General features: G+C 50.8%; 16 protein-coding genes. 4 read left to right on the top strand and 12 right to left on the bottom strand.

The genetic code is table 11. The features are described 5' to 3' along the window. Nucleotides 1-71 precede the first annotated feature (71 nt). Nucleotides 72-482, top strand: coding sequence for a Co2+/Mg2+ efflux protein ApaG (gene apaG / locus KHQ09_RS04980; protein WP_022711120.1), 411 nt, complete (start codon nt 72-74; stop codon nt 480-482). On the opposite strand, the gene KHQ09_RS04975 is transcribed toward apaG, so the two are convergent. The 4 genes from KHQ09_RS04975 to KHQ09_RS04960 form a co-directional block, all read right to left on the bottom strand. Then, entirely contained in the window at nt 483-1,022 is a 540-nt protein-coding gene (locus tag KHQ09_RS04975) for a GNAT family N-acetyltransferase (RefSeq protein WP_213596755.1), read from the bottom strand. Beyond that, on the bottom strand, nt 1,019-2,017 hold the full coding sequence (locus KHQ09_RS04970) for an Hsp33 family molecular chaperone (protein ID WP_238481701.1): 999 nt from the start codon (nt 2,015-2,017) through the stop codon (nt 1,019-1,021). The genes KHQ09_RS04975 and KHQ09_RS04970 overlap by 4 nt, the downstream gene beginning before the upstream one ends. A gap of 196 nt (nt 2,018-2,213) precedes the next feature. Then, complete coding sequence (gene argF, locus KHQ09_RS04965; RefSeq protein ID WP_213596751.1) at nt 2,214-3,140, bottom strand: ornithine carbamoyltransferase; 927 nt, start codon at nt 3,138-3,140, stop codon at nt 2,214-2,216. Between the two features lie 12 nt (nt 3,141-3,152). Continuing rightward, the gene (locus KHQ09_RS04960; RefSeq protein ID WP_121993728.1) at nt 3,153-4,346 is read right to left on the bottom strand and encodes an aspartate aminotransferase family protein; all 1,194 of its coding nucleotides are present in this window, start codon (nt 4,344-4,346) and stop codon (nt 3,153-3,155) included. A 607-nt stretch (nt 4,347-4,953) separates the two neighbouring features. Between KHQ09_RS04960 and KHQ09_RS04955 the strand changes: the two genes are divergently transcribed. Continuing rightward, nucleotides 4,954-5,514 (top strand): GcrA family cell cycle regulator, encoded by a 561-nt coding sequence (locus tag KHQ09_RS04955; RefSeq protein ID WP_022711114.1) that lies wholly within the window; start codon nt 4,954-4,956, stop codon nt 5,512-5,514. A gap of 155 nt (nt 5,515-5,669) precedes the next feature. On the opposite strand, the gene KHQ09_RS04950 is transcribed toward KHQ09_RS04955, so the two are convergent. The 5 genes from KHQ09_RS04950 to KHQ09_RS04930 form a co-directional block, all read right to left on the bottom strand. Further along, a complete protein-coding gene (locus KHQ09_RS04950) occupies nt 5,670-6,797 on the bottom strand; it encodes a glycosyltransferase family 4 protein (protein ID WP_238481566.1) in 1,128 nt (375 codons plus the stop codon). Further along, nucleotides 6,794-8,038 (bottom strand): glycosyltransferase family 4 protein, encoded by a 1,245-nt coding sequence (locus KHQ09_RS04945; RefSeq protein ID WP_213596749.1) that lies wholly within the window; start codon nt 8,036-8,038, stop codon nt 6,794-6,796. Before KHQ09_RS04945 ends, KHQ09_RS04950 begins: the two co-directional genes overlap by 4 nt. 137 nt (nt 8,039-8,175) lie before the next feature. Continuing rightward, nucleotides 8,176-8,907 carry a polysaccharide deacetylase family protein gene (locus KHQ09_RS04940; protein ID WP_213599815.1) on the bottom strand — a complete coding sequence of 244 codons (732 nt, stop codon included), beginning with the start codon at nt 8,905-8,907 and terminating at the stop codon, nt 8,176-8,178. A 44-nt stretch (nt 8,908-8,951) separates the two neighbouring features. Continuing rightward, a complete protein-coding gene (locus tag KHQ09_RS04935; protein WP_213596747.1) occupies nt 8,952-10,253 on the bottom strand; it encodes an O-antigen ligase family protein in 1,302 nt (433 codons plus the stop codon). Nucleotides 10,254-10,286: 33 nt separating this feature from the next. Next, the gene (locus KHQ09_RS04930; RefSeq protein ID WP_213596745.1) at nt 10,287-11,855 is read right to left on the bottom strand and encodes a GumC family protein; all 1,569 of its coding nucleotides are present in this window, start codon (nt 11,853-11,855) and stop codon (nt 10,287-10,289) included. A 275-nt stretch (nt 11,856-12,130) separates the two neighbouring features. On the opposite strand from KHQ09_RS04930, the gene KHQ09_RS04925 reads away from it, so the two are divergent. Continuing rightward, on the top strand, nt 12,131-13,426 hold the full coding sequence (locus tag KHQ09_RS04925) for a lipopolysaccharide biosynthesis protein (RefSeq protein WP_238481565.1): 1,296 nt from the start codon (nt 12,131-12,133) through the stop codon (nt 13,424-13,426). Between the two features lie 142 nt (nt 13,427-13,568). On the opposite strand, the gene KHQ09_RS04920 is transcribed toward KHQ09_RS04925, so the two are convergent. Further along, nucleotides 13,569-14,567 (bottom strand): glycosyltransferase family 2 protein, encoded by a 999-nt coding sequence (locus tag KHQ09_RS04920; protein WP_022711107.1) that lies wholly within the window; start codon nt 14,565-14,567, stop codon nt 13,569-13,571. Between the two features lie 334 nt (nt 14,568-14,901). Between KHQ09_RS04920 and KHQ09_RS04915 the strand changes: the two genes are divergently transcribed. Continuing rightward, entirely contained in the window at nt 14,902-16,170 is a 1,269-nt protein-coding gene (locus tag KHQ09_RS04915; protein WP_213596743.1) for a GNAT family N-acetyltransferase, read from the top strand. Nucleotides 16,171-16,199: 29 nt separating this feature from the next. On the opposite strand, the gene KHQ09_RS04910 is transcribed toward KHQ09_RS04915, so the two are convergent. Continuing rightward, nucleotides 16,200-17,507 carry an ATP-binding protein gene (locus KHQ09_RS04910; RefSeq protein WP_213596741.1) on the bottom strand — a complete coding sequence of 436 codons (1,308 nt, stop codon included), beginning with the start codon at nt 17,505-17,507 and terminating at the stop codon, nt 16,200-16,202. Nucleotides 17,508-17,732: 225 nt separating this feature from the next. Next, complete coding sequence (locus KHQ09_RS04905) at nt 17,733-19,676, bottom strand: glycosyltransferase family 2 protein (RefSeq protein ID WP_213596739.1); 1,944 nt, start codon at nt 19,674-19,676, stop codon at nt 17,733-17,735. Nucleotides 19,677-19,803: the final 127 nt, after the last annotated feature.

Here is a 19,803-nt window from a genome sequence, read left to right as displayed (position 1 = left end):
ATCAGACGGCTGCTGATTTGCCGGCAGCCGTCATATCCTGCCAGCTCCCGTGGCTTTCCAGAGTAACCTCTATGTATCGCGCCATTACCGAAAATATCGAAGTCACCGTCGAGCCGTTTTATCTGGAAGAACAATCTTCACCGGATGAATCCCGTTATGTCTGGGCTTATCGGGTAACGATTATCAATCATTCGGATATTCCGGTGCAGTTGCGCTCACGGACATGGAAGATCACCGATGCCCATGGCCGGACTGAAGAAGTGCGCGGCCCCGGTGTTGTGGGTGAAGAACCGTTTCTGAAACCGGGAGACAGCTATCAATATTCGTCCGGTTGTCCGCTGACGACTTCATCCGGCATGATGTCCGGCAGCTATATGATGCAGAATCATGAGGCTGGCAGCCCTGATGAAGGCAAACTATTCCCTATTACCATTCCGGCATTTTCGCTCGACATGCCCGGACACAGACCGGTTCTGAACTGACTAAATAGTTCTAATCATCGCCACACGGCGCTCAATCGGTAGGCCGATGGATTCTTCCAACTCGGCAATCGAGCGGAACCGCGCATTATATTGCGATACCGGCAGCACCTGATAGCCGCAGCCTTCATAGAAAGGCCGGTTCCATGGTATATCGCCAAATGTTGTCAGGCTAAGACTTGAGCAGCCCTGCGCTTTCGCAAGGTCAGCCGCAGCATCCAGCAATTTACGGCCAAGCCCGCGGCGCTGGAAATCCTGATGCACAGATAGCTCCCAGACATGCAGGCAACCTTCATCCGGCATGGTTTCTGCCACCAGAAAACCGCCAAGCACAGTATCGCATTCTGCAACCAGCACATGGCCTTTCTGCATAAAATCGAGATGCTGCTCAGCAGACATGACAGGCATATCGAGAATAAAATGCAAAGACGGGTCAACTGCAAATGTTGAAGCTGCCGAGCGTTCAATCTCCGGCAGCAACGCAGCATCAGACGGCTGTGCCCGCCTTATCAGGCAGGCACTTTTGTCATGCTCGGCACTCATTGTGGCGCGTTAATTTCCGAAGGGTCAAAATCATAACGGCTGGAGCAGAACTCACAGGTCACCGAGATTTTGCCATTCTCAGTGCTATGTTCGATTTCTTCAGCCGAGAAGCCTTTGAGCACACCAAAAATCTTGTCCCGCGAACAGGCGCAATGATCGACGACTTTGGTGCCTTCATAAACCCGCACGCCGCGTTCATGGAACAGACGATAAAGCAGACGTTCAGACGGCACCTGCGGATCAGTCAGCTCGGAATCCTCAATGGTCGCAACCAGTGAGCGGGCTTCCTGCCATTCATCCTCAACCGGAGCCTGTTCAGCTTCAGTACCATTCGGATTATCACCGCCATGCAGATCACGATGACGCGCACGCAATTCGGACTGCGGCAGAAACTGCACCATCAGACCACCGGCACGCCATTGTTCACTCGCTTTGCCATCGGCACCGCGCTCAAAAAGTTTGGCCACAGCCAGCTGCACTTCCGTGGCAATCTGTTCAGACTGCATGAAATAATTGCGTGCAATATCTTCCAGCGACGAGCCGTCCAGTGCAACAATACCCTGATAGCGCTGGGTGAATTCGCCCTGATCGACGGTCAGCGCCAGCGTACCCTTGCCCAGTAATTCTTCCGGTTTGGTTTTACCGGCAGCCACAAACTCTGCCACACGCTCTTCATCAAAACGGGCATAAGCGCGGATCGCATCCGGCGTGCGGAAATCCACCACCAGCATATCTACCGGACCATCCGAGCGGGTCTGGAAAATGAATTTGCCTTCAAATTTCAACGATGTGCCGAGCAACACGGTCAAAACCGCGGCTTCGCCCAACAGGCGGGACACGACTTCCGGATAATTATGGCGTTTCAGAATAGCATCCAGCGCCGCACCAAGCTGCACTGTGCGGCCGCGCACATCCAGACCTTCAACCTGAAAAGGCACAACAACATCATCACCGGACAGGGTAATATGGTCTGGCATCGGGCTATCAATCATCATCTGGTCTGTATTGGTCTGGTTATTCATCACTTATCTCTTTTTTATTGGCTGCCACGGGTGTCGCCACTGGGGCTGCATCACTGCGCCATAAATAACACACGGCTCGCAGGCGTTATACGACCTGCAAGCCGTGGTTCAATCTTCAAATCAGGATCAGGGCAGCCGATCCATACGTTATCCTATAGATAAGAAGCGATCAGCGTCCTTCAAGACACCAGGTCAAAATCGCTTTCTGCGCATGCATACGGTTTTCTGCCTCATCAAAGACCACGGATTGCGGGCCGTCGATCACTTCATCCGTCACTTCCTCGCCACGATGGGCTGGCAGACAGTGCATGAACAGCGCATCTTTATTGGCTTTCGCCATCAGATCCGCATTCACCTGATATGGCATGAAAACATTATTGCCGCGCGCATTATCTTCCTGCCCCATCGAAACCCATGTATCGGTCACGATGCAGTCCGAACCGGCCACAGCCTTTTCCGCACTGGTGGTTGAGAAGATTTTAGCACCCTTTGCATTTGCCCAGTCAACAAAACGCGACAGCGGTTCACTGCCCGATGGTGTTGCAATATTCAGACGGAAATCAAATTGCGCCGCAGCCTCAATGAAGGAATGCAGCACATTATTACCGTCACCGCTCCACGTCACCGTGCGGCCCTTGATTGGTCCGCGATGTTCTTCAAAAGTCAGAATATCGGCCATGATCTGACACGGATGGGTATCATCGGTCAGCGCATTGATAACCGGCACGGTCGCATGCTCGGCGAGTTCGAGCATGCGATCATGAGAGGTTGTACGGATCATAATGGCATCGACAAAACGTGACAAAACTTTGGCTGTGTCCGCAATGGTTTCACTGCGGCCAAGCTGCATTTCCGAACCGGTCAGCATGATTGTTTCGCCGCCGAGCTGGTGCATACCCACATCAAAAGAGACGCGGGTTCGCGTTGACGGTTTTTCAAAAATCATAGCCAGAACTTTGCCATCAAGCGGCTTATCGCGCTCACCGGCTTTTAATCGTTCTTTGCGGGCGCGCGCTTCATCCAGGATGAAGCGCAAATCCTGCGGGCTGACTGCAGAGAGGTCGGTAAAATGCCTTAAAGTCTTATCATTTGCCATTATTAGTCACCGTTATGCAGGAGCTTTGGAAAGCTTGGCTGCAACCTTTTCAATCCGGTTCAGAGCTTCACGCATATCATCTGCCGTTACTGTCAGCGGAGGCAACAAACGCACAACATTGTCACCGGCGCCAACGCTCAGCATATGCTCCGCACGCAATCCGGTAATCACATCTGTATTTGGCACGGCGCATTTCAGACCGATCATCAGGCCTTTACCACGCACGTCAGTAAATACATCCGGATAACGGTCGATGATCGACGCCATCCCCTGACGGAACTGCGATGCCATTTCATTAACATGGTCAAAGAAACCATCGGCCAGCATCACATCCAGTACAGCCTCACCGACGGCCATAGCCAGCGGATTGCCGCCATAAGTGGTGCCATGCACGCCTGCGACCATACCTTTGGCTGCTTCAGCAGTCGCCAGGCAGGCCCCCATAGGGAAACCGCCACCGATACCTTTGGCAGTTGCCAGCAGGTCAGGCTCAATACCTGCCCATTCATAGGCATAGAATTTGCCGGTACGGCCAACGCCGGTCTGCACTTCATCCAAAATCAGCAACAGGCCGTTTTCGTCGCAGATCTGACGGATCAGACGCAGAAATTCATTTGAGAAGGAGCGAAGACCGCCCTCGCCCTGTACCGGTTCCAGAAGGATAGCCGCGGTTTCCGGTGTAATAGCAGCGCGCAGGGCAGCTTCATCACCGAACGGCACCTGATCAAAACCATCAACCTTCGGGCCGAAACCTTCCAGATATTTGGCCTGACCGCCGGCTGCGATGGTTGCCAGTGTACGCCCGTGGAAAGCACCTTCAAAGGTAACGATGCGATAACGCTCAGGCTGACCATTGGCGAAATGATAGCGGCGCGCGGTTTTAATCGCGCATTCCAGAGCTTCGGCACCGGAATTGGTGAAAAAGACTTTATCGGCAAATGTATTATCGACGAGGCGCTGACCAAGGCGTTCCTGACCCGGTACTTCATAGACATTGGACAGGTGCCACAATTTGGCGGCCTGATCCTGAAGTGTCTTTACCAGATGCGGGTGGCTGTGTCCGAGTGAATTCACAGCAATACCGGCTGCGAAATCGAGATAGCGTTCGCCGCCCTCGGTAATCAGCCAAACGCCCTCCCCTCGCTCAAAGCGCAACGCTGCACGATTATAGGTGTCGTAAAGCGGGTGCACAGTCGCAGTCGTCATGCCAATAAGGCCTCCAAAGCCTTTAAATTGAAGCGGGCATCAACATCAGTCTTCACCGGTCTCCGTGAGTTCTCTAAAACTCCCCCCGGAGAAGCGGTTGTTGCGCGCGGATGAAATCAAAAAGCCGCCCTCAGGGCGGCTCGACAATGCACTATTGTTCGCCAATATATAAATGTCAATCAAAGACCGCGGCTCTGCGGGGTGAAAACCGCCCCCTTAAAATGTGCAAAAATGTCGCTGTTGCGCAATTTTGTTACGCAGGCTTCAATAAGGGATCTGGCCTGAACAACAGGCCGGTACAACCATAATTGTCAATTTTCAGCCCCGTGCCCGTGAAATAAACTCCGAAGTGTTGCACGAAAACCTTGTATTTAAAAAAAACCGGTCTATTAAATGCCCGCTGATCTCCAAGGTTGGGGAAAACCATTCCAGCACCGGGCGCCGCGCTTGTCACGGAGTCCTTGCTTAAGGTAGTTTCATATTAAAGTAAGACTAGATTTAGTGCGACAGCGCCAGCTGTCCGGTACATATGGTGCCTGCTTGGACGGGCCCGCAAAAACGATAGCCGGACGCTATAAAGATTATAAAGAACGGAGCCTGAGCCACAATGAACTGGACAGATGAACGCGTCGAGCTTCTCAAGAAATTGTGGAGTGAAGGTCTGAGTGCAAGCCAGATCGCAGCCCAGCTGGGCGGCGTCAGCCGCAATGCGGTGATCGGGAAAGTGCACCGGCTTAAACTATCCGGACGCGGCAAAACAACCACTGCCGCGCCACGCAGCAAGAAACCGGCTCCCGCTCCGGTCGCTGCACCACGCCCGACAACAACATCAAGCAGCAGCATGTCATCCGGCAGTGCAAGTGCACCGCAGCCGACAATGCGTGCCACAGTGATGAAAACCTCCGGTGCCGCAGCACTGCAGGCAGAAGTTCTGGCTGATGCCGTTGCGGAACCGATTATCCGTCACAATGAAAATGTTGTTGTGCCGATTTCCCGTCACCTGACCCTGCTGCAGTTGACAGAACGCACATGCAAATGGCCGGTCGGTGATCCGCTGCACGAAGATTTCCACTTCTGCGGTCATGAATCCGGTGAATCCAGCCCTTATTGCAGCTATCATTCCAAGCTGGCTTTCCAGCCGACTGCAGAGCGCCGCCGCGCCCGCTAATCGGCACCATACGCAAACAAAAAGGCGCTTTTCAGCGCCTTTTTTATTGTCCTGATATCCGGCGCATCATGCGCAAGCGGCATTAATTCATCCGAATATAGTGCAAAGGCAAAGCAGGAAATGCACTGCTTTTTGCACCACTCAGCGCGCAAAACTTAAAGCAGGCGCTGATAAACCGCCAAAGTCTGATCTGCGATTCCAGACCAGCTGTAGTTTTTTGCAATTTCCGCACTCTGTTCAGCCGCCTGCGCTGCACTGAAAGGCTGATCCAGTTTCTCAGCCATTTGCTTTGCTAAGGCCTGCGTATCTCCGAGAGGGAAATAATCAGCCTCCGGCAAGCCGACTTCAAGATTGGCGGTAATATCACTGGCCAGAACCGGCAATCCGTAGCCCATCGCCTCCATCATCGCGATCGGCATGCCTTCATGACTGGACGGTAAAATAAACAAAGCTGCATTGCTGTAAAGCGCCGTCAGATCATCGCCGCGTTGCATGCCGGTGAGCACGATATTCGGCGTTTTGGCAGCCAGAGCTTTCACCTGATCGACATAAGGTGACTGGTGATCGGCGGCACCGACAATCGCCAGTTTCTTATCCGTGTGAAAACCCGCAGCCTGCATGGCAGCAAAAGCAGCAATCAGATCATGCTGGTTCTTTTCCGGCACGATACGGGCAACCATCACCACATATTTCTTCTGTTCCAGCGCGAATGTCTGCAACACAGCGCTTGCCCCACCGGTTTCCCGTAAGGTCACACCATTCGGAATAAATTGTGCGGAAACCTGATAGCGTTCTGCCATAGCCTCAGCGATATGACGGGAAACGGCTATCCGCTGACTGGCAAAACGCATGCCTGCCCATTCGCCGGTTTTCAGCATTTTGCGGGCAAGTCCGCCCCATTTATCGCGATTATAATCAAACCCATGGTGGGTGACGACGGTTTTAAGCCCAAGTAATCGTGCCAAAGGGGTCAGCAAAGCGGGGCCGATCGCATGAATATGCAGGATGTCAGGTCGACGGACTGCCGCCACCAGAACACCAAGAAATGTATGAGCAATCGCTTCAAATTTCGTGGAAAGCGGCGCCCAAAGCGGCGTGACCTGTACACCCTCCCACTGATAAGGTTTTTTCTGGGTCAGATAGGGTTTGCGCCCCAGCACTTCGACATCCCAGCCTTTTTCAACAAAAACGCGGGCAAGCTCCTCAACATGTTTTTCCACGCCGCCCTGTACTTGCGGCACACCGCGCAGACCGAGCATCATCACTTTGGGACGCTTACTCATGCGCTTACTCCCAGATCAGCGTAAAGAGCGAGCATACGGTTGCGATAGGCTTCAGCCGAGAATTCATTCAAAATCCACTCGCGCCCGGCCAGTCCCATCCGGTTACGCTCCGCAAGTGGCATAGCAGCCATGTGCCTCAGTTGCGCTGCCAGATCGTCAGCATTACCGGCCTCGGCGGTCAGACCAGTCTCGCCTTCACGGATCATCTCCGGAATACCGCCGATGCGCGCGCCGATCACCGGTGTGCCAAGCGCATAGGCTTCCAGAATACTGACCGGCGCATTTTCATACCATTCAGACGGCAGAACCAGCGCCCTTGCCTCTCCGATCAGACGATGCAGCTTTTCACCTGTCACATAACCGGCGAAAACTACCGGCGCATTGAGCTCCGCTGCCAGTGCTTTCAATTCAGCCTCATCAGGGCCCGTACCGGCAATGACCAATTTCACACCGGATTTTGCCGCTGCAGTGATAAGCGTCTTGAGACCTTTTTCCGGTGCGAGGCGACCGGCAAACAGCAGATAGTCCTGCGCCTCATAAACCGGCTTCAGATGATCTGTCTCAACAAAATTCGGAATATAGACCAGCTGCTCCGGCGGCCAGCCCCATTCAATCAGCTTCTCACGGTAGAAACGGCTCGGCACCACAAAGCGATCCACTTTATTGCGGTAAAGGCCGAGCATACGGTGAACGGCAGTTTCGACAAAAACCAGCCCGCTGAGCGAAACCGACCCTTTAATGCAGCGATTGGCGACCACATTATAAATCCGGCCACCCTTGCACTGCTCACAAACATGACCGTCAACCAGCATTTTATAAGCGGGACAGGCCAGTTTCAGATCATGCACGGTCATTACAACCGGAATATTATGCTGCTTCAGCGTCGCAAAAATTGACGGCGATAAATGATGATAGACATTATGCGCATGAGCAATGTCCGGCTTCGCGGCTTGCAGCAATTGGTTCAGATTTTGCTGCGCCTCGCGGGAATAAATGATCTTGGCAGCCTGCTTAACCTTGGTCAGCGCAGAGCTTTCACGGCCATATTCAATTTCAGATACAAAATAGCGTGACCAGTCTGAAGGCAGATTTTCCGGATGCTGCATGGCAAAAGGCACGGCATCCCAGCCGATATCCTCGAACAGGCTCATATGATCGAGAAAGATCGCTTCCGCCCCGCCACGCCGGTAAAAATAATTATTAATCGCCAGCAGACGCATCTGCTTCTCATCTAAGGTCATGCGTTCCCTCAAGCAGGCCTGAGAGCATAATTTCTTAAACTTGGAACAGAAATTATACTCTCACTTTAAAGTGTCAGAGCGAGTTTTGTGCGCCCAATGGGGTGTCTGGCGCTCTAAAGCTTTATAAATTTTACACATCACACAGCATGTGCAGATGCATAATCATCCAGTGCTTCATCAACTGTTAAAATTTCACATCCGCTTTGCACCGCATATTGAACCAGTTTTTCAAAGGTCGCCGGTGTGCAGCCATAGGATGTCGGTGTTTCAGAAATGTCATGCGTAAAAAAGATCAGCCAGCCCGGCTGCGCTTTCACCGCATCAATTTCCCGCGTCAATTGCAGTGAATGTGCCTCTGGCTGGCGGATCTCCATACCATACAACATTTGCGGGCTTATTGCCCCGCGATTGATCCGGTTTTCTCCGGCGCGGCAAGTACGGTAATTACGCGCCAACCGCCGATGGGCAAAATAGGAAACCGCATTATAGGGATAGGCAAAGTTAAACTTCGGACCATGTCCGCCTTTGTTATCTCCCAGAATCCGGCTCAGAAATGACCGGTTTCGGTCAATCTCACTTTGCAACTGCGCATCCTTAAGTGTCGCAACATTCGCATGTGAAAATGTATGGCACCCGATTTCATGCCCGCGCTCCGCCAGTTCACGAATTCCGCTTTCGGTAATCAGTTTACGGCTGGTTTCTGATGTACCGGCGAGCCCTCCGGCCACATAAAATGTTCCGCGCAATCCGTATTTTTCCAATATGGCCGCGCCATAATACAAAGTGCTGTCGGGTACATCGTCGAAAGTGAACGTGATCACCGCATGATCCGTTGGCACATGAAGTGTTTTAGGAGCGAGGCGGGACATCAGCCGTGCCTGTAAACGAGCGACCCAGTATTTAATTTTGTGCTTCACCGTGTCACTCCGATACTGCCTGATGCGAACGCAAGCGAAGGCGCATCGTCATAAGGAACCGGCACCGCCAATGCCTGCAAACGCAAGCCGAACAGAGCCATCATAACGCTGAACCATAATAAACTGCCGGTTTCAAAGAATACACTTTCAAGCGCGCCCCCAAACAAACCGTAAAGCCAGATACGTACATAAAGCCGCACAACAGGCGTATAGAGGTTTTGCTGTGAAATCCGCCTGATGTAAAGTAATGGCAGCACTAAAATCCAAATAAAGACAAGAAAAAAACCTACGACACCGAGATTAATTAACGCATCGACCCATGCATTATGACCGTTAAAAGCACGCGGAGACCAGTTTTCCACTGTATCATTATTGACCAAAGCGTCCGTCAACCAATAACCATGAAGCCCGTGCCCGATCAATGGCCTATCAGCCATTGCCCCTACAGCCAGCCGCCAGATATCCGAACGGTTGGTGAAACTGGCATCAATGCCGAGCGATGTAATAAACTCATAGACAGACGGTATCAATGCAGCGCCGACCGTTAAAAAATTGATCGTTAACACCCCCCCGACAGCAATCGGCACGCGCAGCCACTTAATTTTCTCGAAAACATAGGCAATCAGCAGGATCATCGGGAACATGGCTGTCGATGTCTTGCCGCCGGTATGCATCAAAAAGAACACCGACAAAACAAGGATCAGCCAGCCCGCAAGATGATAGCCTTTATCTTTCAGGTAGAGCCCGAAGAAGCCACTGACCAGCATGGCTGCAGAGGCGACATTCTTATGGGCAAAATGGCCGCGCCAGTTCCCTAACTGCTCGTCGCCCAATTCGGAACTGAACTGATGAATAGCCACTAACGGCTTGAACATTACACCGAAATAGGCAAGCCCCAGCATAACAAACAGTCCTGCCATAATCATTTTAGCAAATTGCTCTTCAGAACGCGGCAATAGCAGGAATACTGAGGCATTGAGCATAATGATGCAGGAAAGAATAAGCTGTTTTAAGGATTCAACCCGCTCTGCAGAGAAAAGCGCCGCGAGCAAAATCCATATGACCAGCAACACGATTAAAGGTCTGGGTTGCAATACCAGCTTCTTTAACGGGCTGAGGGCAACATAACAAATAGCACTGGCAAAAAGCAGCAAGGAAACGACCTGATTAAACAGGCTTGAGCCGCCTTCAGCCGCCGCCGAAGCCGTTTCCGCAGGAAAAGGCTCGATCGTCACCCAGAGGTAAAAGAACTGCGCCATGAATAAGGTCGCAGCAAGAAAACCCCTTATATCACTCATGCCGGAGGTGCGGATCATCTGCAACTTGCTTCACTATTTTTTATAAGAAGCGCGGGACTGTGCACGTAAAAGACCGATAAATCCGAAAAGCAAAGCCAAACCAGTACCGAGACCGCCGCCGACAACGGCACCGGCAACAGTAAGAAGAGCTGTACCCGGAGGCCATGAGCGGCTTTTCGGTGGCAAGGCCGGTGAAGCAATACGGATATTGGTGGCATCGATCTGCTGGCGCTGGGCAATTTCCTGCGCACGGGTCAGATAGGTCTGATACAGAGTTGTTTTTGTCAGGCGGTCGCGTTCAAGATCATTCAGCGTAACCTGTGCATCCGTATCGAGGGAAACCGCTGAGCGGGCAGTCTCAATCTGACGGCGCAAAGTTTCGACCACAGAATTTGCCTGATCCAGATCCAGCTTTGCGGCACGTAAAATCCGTGACGTTTCCTGCGAAATTTGTGCCTGCAGGCCTGCAATCTGCGACTGCGTGCTGGCCAGTTCAGGATAACGCGGACCATAAGTCATGGTCATAGCATCAAGACGCTGTTTCAGGGTCGCATATTGTGTGCGCAGTGCAGTCAGCGTCGGGGATTGCAATGTACCGGACGGATCCAGAGCCTGATTACCGGCACTGGTCAGTTCTGCATAACGGGATTTTGCCTCGGCCTGACGGCTCAGAGCGCCGACAAGCTGTGAATTGATTTCTGTCAAAGCCTGCGCACTGACCAGCTCACCGGTATTACCGGTCTGAAGCCCCTGCGCATTACGGAACTGCGCTACTTTCATTTCGGCTTCAGTTGCAGCTTTTTTCAGCTCACTCAGCGGCTCGGTCAAAGCACGGGCAGCGCGTGCGGCACCATCCCGCTCATTCTGTGCAACTTCATCCTGAAAAGCCTTGGCGACAGTATCTGCTAATATAACGGCCTTTTCAGGCTCCCGCGCCCAGACAGTGAGATTAATCAGATAAGAGCGTTCCGGACGGCGCGCCTCAACGCGTGATGACAATTCACGCAAGGCTGCAATATTTTTTGCCTGTTGCGGATCAACTGCATCATCCTTCTTCGGCTCACCCAGAAGACCGGAGAATAATGTTTTCTCTGTTCCGTTAAATTCCGGATCATCCTGCAATTTCAGTTCGTCGACCACACGTTGCATCACATTACCGGATGTCAGCAAGCGCAGCTTGCTTTCAATATCCATCAGCTGGCTTTCTGCCTGCATACTGGTGGCATAAACATCATTCGGCACAACCTGCAAATTCGATGGTGCAACAATAATATCCGAACCCGCAGTGAAACGCGGCTTGGCGGTTTTACCAAAACCTATGCCGACAGCTGCTCCCACCAGAGCCAGCAGCAGGATCAGCCACCAAAAGCGCAGCAACCAATTGATAATATCTGAAAAACCAACAACCGGAAAAACCCAGCTGCGCTGTGCAGAACGCGCCTCGTCACTGTCTGCATAATCTTGTTGCGAAGGTGCAGAAGCGGTTTGAGAGGCTCGTATATCCGGCTGCATATCTGTATCCGGCTGCAAAACAGCTTCTGCACCACGGCTGCCGGCAGACGCGGGTTTGGCTTTTTTAGCTAATTCTTGCAGCGTATACATCAGACATCTCTAATCGCTTGAGGCAAAACCCGTATAGAGGGCTCAATTGCTGTATCTACTTATGCAGTAACAGAGATATTAAAAAAAAAGGTTAACAAAGCCTCATCGGCATAGTTTAAGTATTAGATTTCATGAAAAGCATTATTTTAAATTTTACTTATAATAATTAATAACAGGCTTCCCCTGTCTTTTTGTTTTCCGGCCTAAATCGGTCTAAAATTGTTCCCTTTCACCGGAAAATGCTATAGAGAGGCTGCGACAAGGGAAATAAAACTATGAGTGAAACGGAGTTGCCGGACAACCGCATGTCTGCACGTATCCGACGATATTTACCGTCGCTCCTCTCCTATATGGCTTCCAGCGGCAGCCTCATTATGGCAAGTGTAGCACAGCTTGCGACATTTGCTATTCTCGCGCGTTTTCTCGGCGCGGCTGAATTTGGTATGTTCATCACTATCATGGCAATCACCAGCATTGTCGTGCATATTTGCGGCATTGGCAGCGCTGAAAGTCTGCTGCGGCGCGTGGCGCAGAATAAAAAAATATATCCGGTCATGCTCGGTCACAATCTGATACTGATCGGTATCAGCGGTGCTCTGCTCGTAGCTGCCGGAATGCTTATCCTGCCCTACTGGATCGAATTCTCACCTGATCCTGTCACCAACGCGATCAGTCTCTTTCTCTATCTTGTTACCAATATTGTCTTGCTGCGCATGATTTTGCTGGCTGAGGCCGTCTATATCGGACACAGCAATTTCAAAGCAGCCAATCTTTCTGTGGTCGGCTTCGCCCTTGCCCGTACACTTGCGGCTGTTCTGGCCTGTATTGTGTTTGGCGTCAGCACCATTAACGGCTGGGCCTGGTGGCAATTTGCCTGTCACGTTTTAGTTGCCGGAATATACTGGCTGTTTTTAATGCGACTGGGCAAACCTATCTTCCGTATTATGCGTGAAGAAATCAAACTCGGTATTTTCTTTGCAACACCCTTCATCTTCCGCGCCATTCGCCAGAATATCGACTTGCTGCTGCTTGGTCTTCTTCTCTCCCCCGCAGTCATCGGCAGCTACGGCGTTGCACGACGTATTGTCGACAGCAGCTATCTGAATATTGATGCCATGAGCCGTTTGCTCTATCCCCGCTTTGCCAAAATGAGTGCGAACGGCATCGACAAAGCCTGGCCGCTGGCACAAAAAGCCACGCTGATGGCATTGGGTATTTCCGTTTTCACAGCGACATTTGTTTATTTTCTGGCACCATATCTGCCACTGATTTTCGGTCAGGAATATCAGTCCATGGTCTATTTCACGCAGGTGCTGTGCTGGGTCATTATTTTCTATGCATTATGGTCTGTCAGCGTCGAGGTAATGGGATCCGCCGGTGAACACGGCTATCGCGCGGCTATTCTTAACACCGGCAATATAATCGGTGCGCCGATACTGGCATTTGCCACATGGCTGATGCCGCCGACAGGTACATTTATTTCGATCTATCTGATTGAAATCTCCATCGCTATCTGCGCATGGCTGGTGCTGTTGCGCTTGATGCGCAGGGCAAAACAGAACTCAGTTTAGAGCGACCTTATTGCACCCGAAGAGGTGTCCGTCGCTCTAGAGCGGTTTACGTCCAGATTGGATCATAGCGCTCGCGTCTCAATTCTTTATTTGGTCGCATTATCACGGGCGTCAAGTTGATCCAACTTGACTGTGAAATGCTCTAATGCTTGTTTTCCTGAATGATTTTGCTCTCGATCATAGCAGCAGGATTTTTGCGCGGCGTGAAAAAGCCAAGCGGCAGTGCCGCAGCATGGAAAAACCATGCTGTAACTGAATAGAGTCCGATTGAAAAACTGCGATGTTTCACACTCATCAAAGCTACTGCAGCAGCAATCATCGCCAGATCAATCAAGAGTGCAATACCGGTTGGCAAAACAGCCAGCACCAGCAGCATCGCGATAATCCATCCATAAACTGCCATCCACAGACGTAATTCCGGCAATTCGGCAAACAACATTTTGAAATGTGGCTTGCCCGTTGCCGAGCGCAGCAATTCTCCGATGCCGCGAATATATTTTGACTGCCAGCGCTTAATTAGAAGCTTGTATGCATTGGCACTATGCCCCGTGTGATACACGAAGCGCCGGTCGAGACGAAACAATGTCCAGCCTTTGGCACGTAAACGCACACCCAGATCATATTCTTCATAGCTATGCAGATTACGGTCAGACAAATAGCCGATTTCTTCTATCGCCTCGCGCCGGTAAAGTCCTCCGCAATTAATACGGTCGATCGTTCCGACTGCTTTATACGCGGTTTTCCGCAAGCCGCGCCGGACATATTCAAGGCTCTCATTATTGCGCTCCATCACATGGCCGGTAACACCGGCAACGCGCGGATTTGCTTCCAGATATTTCAGCGCCTCGATAATAAAGTCCGGTGCCAGTTCTGTATCACCGTCCATCAGGCAGATAAAAGAGCCGCTGCTATACTGATAGCCCAATTGAGGCCCCAATCCGCAACTGGCTTTGGCAGGCGCTTCAATCTGAACAATTTTTACCGGATATTGCTTTGCAATCTCAATCGTACGGTCGCGGGAACCGCTGTCAGCCAGAATAACTTCACCCTGCCCGTCAGGCAAAGCCGCAAGAGCACTTTCAAGCGCGGCGGCAATCCGTCGTTCTTCATTCAATGCTTTGATAATGATTGAGACCGCCATCTTACATCCTGCTTGTCTGAGCATCGGGCTATCACGCGCATATAGGCATAAGACATATAAAATGCAATTAACACGGCCATGGAACATGCTGGCAGACTATATTCTCAAAATACGTTAATATTATTATTTCACTTAAATAAAACTCACTTAAATACCACCAAGCAACGTCCTGTTTTTTGCTTATCTGCAAAGCAACATAATAATTCTGTGTTTCAAATTTTTCCCTAGGACATTGTTTACACAATTCTGCCAGAGTCGCCCTAGCTTTCAATCAAACATAAAACGGCTTTCAGCATCACGCCTGACTATCATTGAACAAAACAGGGCAAGCGGCATGGCATTAATCAGTTCGATACAGCTTTCCCGGGGAGAGCCGGATTTAAGCCTGTTCGAAACTGCGCAAGTTCCTAAAAGCGAATATCTTGCCCTCAGTTCCGATCCGCAAATCTCCCTATGCCCGACCTATCAGATCCGCTGTTTTAAGTCCGTTGACGATGTTTCCGGCGACTGGCCTGCCGCTGAAAAGAACGGGCCCGGCAAACTGCATAGCCATGCAAGTCCGAATTATCATATTTTTCAGACCACAACATTTTTGAAAATCTGGGAAAAAACCTATGCTACGGCATTGAAGGCCGAGCTGTGCCTTATCGAAGTTCGTACAGAAAACGGCAGACCGGTTATGTTTCTGCCTCTGGCTATCTTTGTGCGCAACGGAACACGCATCCTGTCTTTTACAGATCAGGGTGTGGCCGATTATAATGCGCCAGTATTGTTTGCCTGCGGAATGATCTGGACCCGTGCGCAGGCAGAAAATGTGTGGCAGCAGATACAGAAAGCTCTGCCGGTTTTTGATTTTGCCGATTTGAATAATATGCCTGAAAAACTGGGTAATCTGACCAATCCGATATTTTTGCTGGCCAATCAGAGCAACTCAGCGGACAGCCATGCCAATATATTGTCTCATGACTGGGACAGAGTACAGCAAAGCCTCGTGCGCCCGAAAATTATCCGGCGCAAACTCCGCCGCCTCCATGAATTAGGCAATTGCGAGTTTTTTATCTCGAAAAATGACGCCGAAAATCAGGCATTGCTGAACTTCATGCTGCGAGAAAAACAACAGCGCTTTATTGAAACGCATGTGCCGGGATTTGAGCAATATCCTGAGAAAATTCACTATTTCAACGAAGCAACACGGGTATTTCAATCAGCCGGTGTGCTGCATTTTTCTGCGCTGAAACTGAATGGTGAAATTCTCGCCTGTATGTGGGGACTGGTCAGCGGCCCACATTATTACGGCATCATGATTGCTTCTAATCTGAAAAACTGGGCAAAATATTCCCCCGGCCATGTATTACATTATCTGCTTATCAAAGACCTGAAAGAGCAAGGCTATAATTGCCTTGATCTTGGCGTTGGTGACGAAGACTGGAAATTGCAGAACTGTGATCTGACCATTCCGCTTAAACGTCTCACCGTCTGCGCCACTTTACGTGGCCGCCTCTATGAAGCACATAAAGAAATAATGGCGCGTTTACGTGCCACGTCATTCTGGCAGGCTCTGCGGCCGTTGAAATGGCAGCTGATCCGCGGCGTTAAACGCTGATTAGTCCGCCCGCGGATCGCACCCTATGATTATGACCCAGCAAATACGACTGTGAATACAGCGCCTTTTCCAAGCTGCGAGCGTACGATCAACCTTCCGCGATGGCGGGTCAGAATATGTTTAACAATGGCGAGCCCCAATCCCGTCCCTTTATGAGCGCGGCTGCTATCCACATCGACACGGTAAAAGCGCTCCGTCAGACGTGGCAAATGCTCCGCCGGTATACCGGGACCGAAATCCTCTACGCTGACGGAAAAACCACGCAATGCATCTGCAGTGGTTGACGCTGCTTCGCCCCCCTGCTCATCAAGACTGACAATAACACGCTTACCCGCTTGCCCGTATTTACAGGCATTTTCAATCAGGTTCTGGAACACCTGAATAAGCTCGTCTTTGTCGCCGGGCAGCCAGACCGGATGATCCGGCTTTGTCCATTCAATGGTTACACCAACACCCGAGGCCATTGGCGCCAGTGTTTCCACTACATGGCTCAGCACCTGCCCGATATCAATGCGTTCTTTAACCGGAATAGCGGCCTTCATTTCCAGACGGGAAAGAGACAGCAAATCATCGATCAGACGCGACATGCGGTCTGCCTGTGTCTGCATAATGCCAAGAAAACGCTCGCGCGCAGCAGCATCGTCGCGCGCAGGGCCTTGCAGCGTTTCAATAAAACCACGCAATGAAGCCAGAGGCGTGCGCAGTTCATGACTGGCATTGGCAATAAAATCTGACCGCATACGGTCAATACGGCGTAACTCCGTCTGGTCGCGGAAGATCAGGATAAAACAATCTGCCTCACCTTTTGCCGTTTCAAAAGTCATGACCGAAGCACGATACCAGCGCTCAAACGGCAGCCGCTCCAGATAATCCGATGACCGCGCCTGCCCGTCAGCAATAATCCCCTGTATCAGTGAATGCATTTCCGGCGAGCGAAAACATAAATACAGTGACGCATCCCGAGCCAGTGGCGGGAATGCTTCGCGAGCTGCATGATTGACATAAAGGATCGTACCGTCTGTATCAAAAAGCACCAGCGGATCAGGCAGAAAATCGGCAAGCCGCTCACCGGACAGGCGCGACAGCGGCCCCTCCCGCTTGCCGGTTTTGGTCGTAACCGCAACTGGTTTCGGTGTACTGAAAAACGCCAGAGCAATCACCAGAATAAAAAGCAGCACACAGCCTGCCGCAGCAAGGGGTACGGAAACGCCCCAATAGCGCAGCAGCAAAAACAACGGCAAGATTATCAGTATAGAAGACGCCGATTTACGCAAAGATTTTAGCAATCTCTGCTGACTACTCTCCTGCTTCCGCTCACCATCTGTATCTGATGCCATTATGTTTGAAACGCCGCCTTGCTGTTTCTGACCGGTAACCATAGATCTGAATGCCGCCTTTATGCCTGCCCTGTTGCAGCCTGCTATGTTCTATTCCAACAGATGCGCATATTATCTTTCCGATAGCAGCACAGTTTCACAGAATACATTTATTTTGCTGATTACAAATGTTTTTCCGGAAAAGCGCATACTCCGCCCCGAAAGAACAGCCGGACTATTTATGATTTATATTGCGGTTTTGTGACAATCCGGCCGGATGATTAAGCCTTCCTGTGCATAATGCGCCGGTAAAGTCTGCACAGTTCTTCTGTCGTCCTCAACGTGTTTTAACCCGCTCTCAATACGGCTAGGAAAATGCGGTGTTTTTTCCCAGTGATGGGGCGCAGTGAACATCTGATAAAATGCCCGCCATGATGCAACGGACAGTAGAAGCCAATATAAAGGCACGCCCCAAAGATAAAAATACCGGCGTTTTTCTTCATAACGCAGTGTCTTCTGACACAGCAAATGAAAGCTCAGATAAGCTGTCAGCAAATTCAGACCATTAAACAAAACCGCAGCCACAACCGACTGGTCGTGATAACCGGAGATTGTTAGAGCAATACCCCAAATCAGACTGACCAGCATAAAGGGATGCAGCAAAGCGGATAACAGCAGACCTGTTGTATATAACAAGTATAGACTGAAACGTGCTGCACCTAACTGACGGCAGGTTTGAACAGGCGAGCGCATATGCACCAGCCATGTCTGCATCCAGCCTTTAAACCAGCGGGTGCGTTGCGTTTTCCAGTCCTTATAATTTTCCGGTGCATCTTCGGTCGTCGGACGGTTAATCACATCCACCCTGTAACCGAAGCGTGCCAGTCGCATCCCCAGATCTGCATCTTCCGTCACATTATAGCTGTCCCAGCCACCGACCTTCTGCAGTACTTTACGCCGGAGATGATTGGATGTTCCGCCCAAAGGCATTACGGCACCACGACGGCTGAGCCATGGCAAAAACCCGCGAAATAATCCTGCATATTCAAAAGAAAAATAGCGTGTCAGATAGTTACAGTTGAAATTTCCGATCACCAGCGGTGCTTGCAGACAGGCGAGATCACTGCCACCACGCCGGAACGCCTGCCATGCCTCCAGCAACTGATCGCGATGCGGCCTGTCCTCCGCATCATAGACGACAAGATATTCGCCACGGGCAAATTGCAGTGCATAATTCAGGGCTTTGGGCTTGGTACGCGGTCCAATCGAGGGTACTTTCAGAACTTCAAATTGCGCAGGCAATTTATGCCGTGACAGCGCTGCCAGAGTTTCACTGTCATCAGCCTCGCAAATCAGTTTGATATCCAGCTTTGCAACCGGCCAGTTCAAGGCACTGAGCGCCTGTATAAGCTGCCGCACAATCCCTGCCTCCTTATAAAGCGGCACCAGCACAGTATAAACCGGCAGATCATGAAGCCGGTATGGTGCAAGCGGTCTGATATGCAGCGGCCGTGCGTTCCACGCCGCCAGAAGGCGAATGGTTACGCAGGCAAAGAAAAACAATGTCATGCCCCAATAGAGAAAGGCCAGACGGAAGCCGCCCTCCGTCAGAAACATCCATAACAGCCCGATAAGTAAGCCTGCGAAACAGAAACCCTGCCAGCCGTTCAGTACCAGACTGGCGGAAAGATGTGCGGGTGTCATTTTTTGTGCCCGTCCGGCAGCGGCTTTGCCATAACGGTTATGCAATAATGCCACCAATACAGAGGGCGGACAGAGTCTTAAACGCTCACGCATTTCAGGATATTGCCGCAAGTAGAATTTCAGCATCGCCAATTCCCGAAGATCCGGTGCCATATAAAGCAGGCTTTGACCTTTAGACCCCGCAATCAATATATGGCGGATACTGCTGAGACGAGCCGGTCCGTCAAAAGGGCGCAACAAAACCTCTTCCGCATCCGGCGCATCATCATAAGTCAGCCCCGTTTCTTCAGCCCAAAGCCTGTAAAGTGCCGCTTCAGAAATTGCGCCTTTGTGCACGAGTTCATCATTAAAAGACGTATTATGCCGTGCAGCGCTGGCAAAGGCCGCAATAATATCCGCTTTACCCAATCCCGCCGCGACAAGCCGAACCGAAAATGCTGCACAGAGTTTTATAAAGCTTTGTGTAAACAACAAATGTAGTGTCATTTCGCCCCCGCGAATATTTAACCAAAATCAACTCAATTAAATTAGAAGCAACAAAACAAAACTATTTTGAAATTTACGATAAATTAACAATAATAATCATTTTAAAAAAATATCAACTGTAAAAAAT

Origin of the sequence: Pseudochrobactrum algeriensis, from assembly GCF_018436245.1 — a bacterium.
Lineage (GTDB): Bacteria > Pseudomonadota > Alphaproteobacteria > Rhizobiales > Rhizobiaceae > Pseudochrobactrum > Pseudochrobactrum saccharolyticum.
Note: the sequence above shows the minus strand (reverse complement) of the source record. Positions and strands in the feature narration are given on the sequence as shown.

Excerpts from the sequence above, each read along its gene's own strand:
- KHQ09_RS04905 (WP_213596739.1), bottom strand. The coding sequence starts at position 19,676 with ATGACACTACATTTGTTGTTTACACAAAGCTTTATAAAACTCTGTGCA.
- KHQ09_RS04945 (WP_213596749.1), bottom strand. The coding sequence starts at position 8,038 with ATGACCTTAGATGAGAAGCAGATGCGTCTGCTGGCGATTAATAATTAT.
- KHQ09_RS04940 (WP_213599815.1), bottom strand. The coding sequence starts at position 8,907 with ATGTCCCGCCTCGCTCCTAAAACACTTCATGTGCCAACGGATCATGCG.
- argF (WP_213596751.1), bottom strand. The coding sequence starts at position 3,140 with ATGGCAAATGATAAGACTTTAAGGCATTTTACCGACCTCTCTGCAGTC.
- KHQ09_RS04955 (WP_022711114.1), top strand. The coding sequence starts at position 4,954 with ATGAACTGGACAGATGAACGCGTCGAGCTTCTCAAGAAATTGTGGAGT.
- KHQ09_RS04910 (WP_213596741.1), bottom strand. The coding sequence starts at position 17,507 with ATGGCATCAGATACAGATGGTGAGCGGAAGCAGGAGAGTAGTCAGCAG.
- KHQ09_RS04975 (WP_213596755.1), bottom strand. The coding sequence starts at position 1,022 with ATGAGTGCCGAGCATGACAAAAGTGCCTGCCTGATAAGGCGGGCACAG.
- KHQ09_RS04925 (WP_238481565.1), top strand. The coding sequence starts at position 12,131 with ATGAGTGAAACGGAGTTGCCGGACAACCGCATGTCTGCACGTATCCGA.
- KHQ09_RS04935 (WP_213596747.1), bottom strand. The coding sequence starts at position 10,253 with ATGAGTGATATAAGGGGTTTTCTTGCTGCGACCTTATTCATGGCGCAG.
- KHQ09_RS04960 (WP_121993728.1), bottom strand. The coding sequence starts at position 4,346 with ATGACGACTGCGACTGTGCACCCGCTTTACGACACCTATAATCGTGCA.
- KHQ09_RS04930 (WP_213596745.1), bottom strand. The coding sequence starts at position 11,855 with ATGTATACGCTGCAAGAATTAGCTAAAAAAGCCAAACCCGCGTCTGCC.
- KHQ09_RS04915 (WP_213596743.1), top strand. The coding sequence starts at position 14,902 with ATGGCATTAATCAGTTCGATACAGCTTTCCCGGGGAGAGCCGGATTTA.
- KHQ09_RS04970 (WP_238481701.1), bottom strand. The coding sequence starts at position 2,017 with ATGATGATTGATAGCCCGATGCCAGACCATATTACCCTGTCCGGTGAT.
- KHQ09_RS04950 (WP_238481566.1), bottom strand. The coding sequence starts at position 6,797 with ATGAGTAAGCGTCCCAAAGTGATGATGCTCGGTCTGCGCGGTGTGCCG.
- apaG (WP_022711120.1), top strand. The coding sequence starts at position 72 with ATGTATCGCGCCATTACCGAAAATATCGAAGTCACCGTCGAGCCGTTT.
- KHQ09_RS04920 (WP_022711107.1), bottom strand. The coding sequence starts at position 14,567 with ATGGCGGTCTCAATCATTATCAAAGCATTGAATGAAGAACGACGGATT.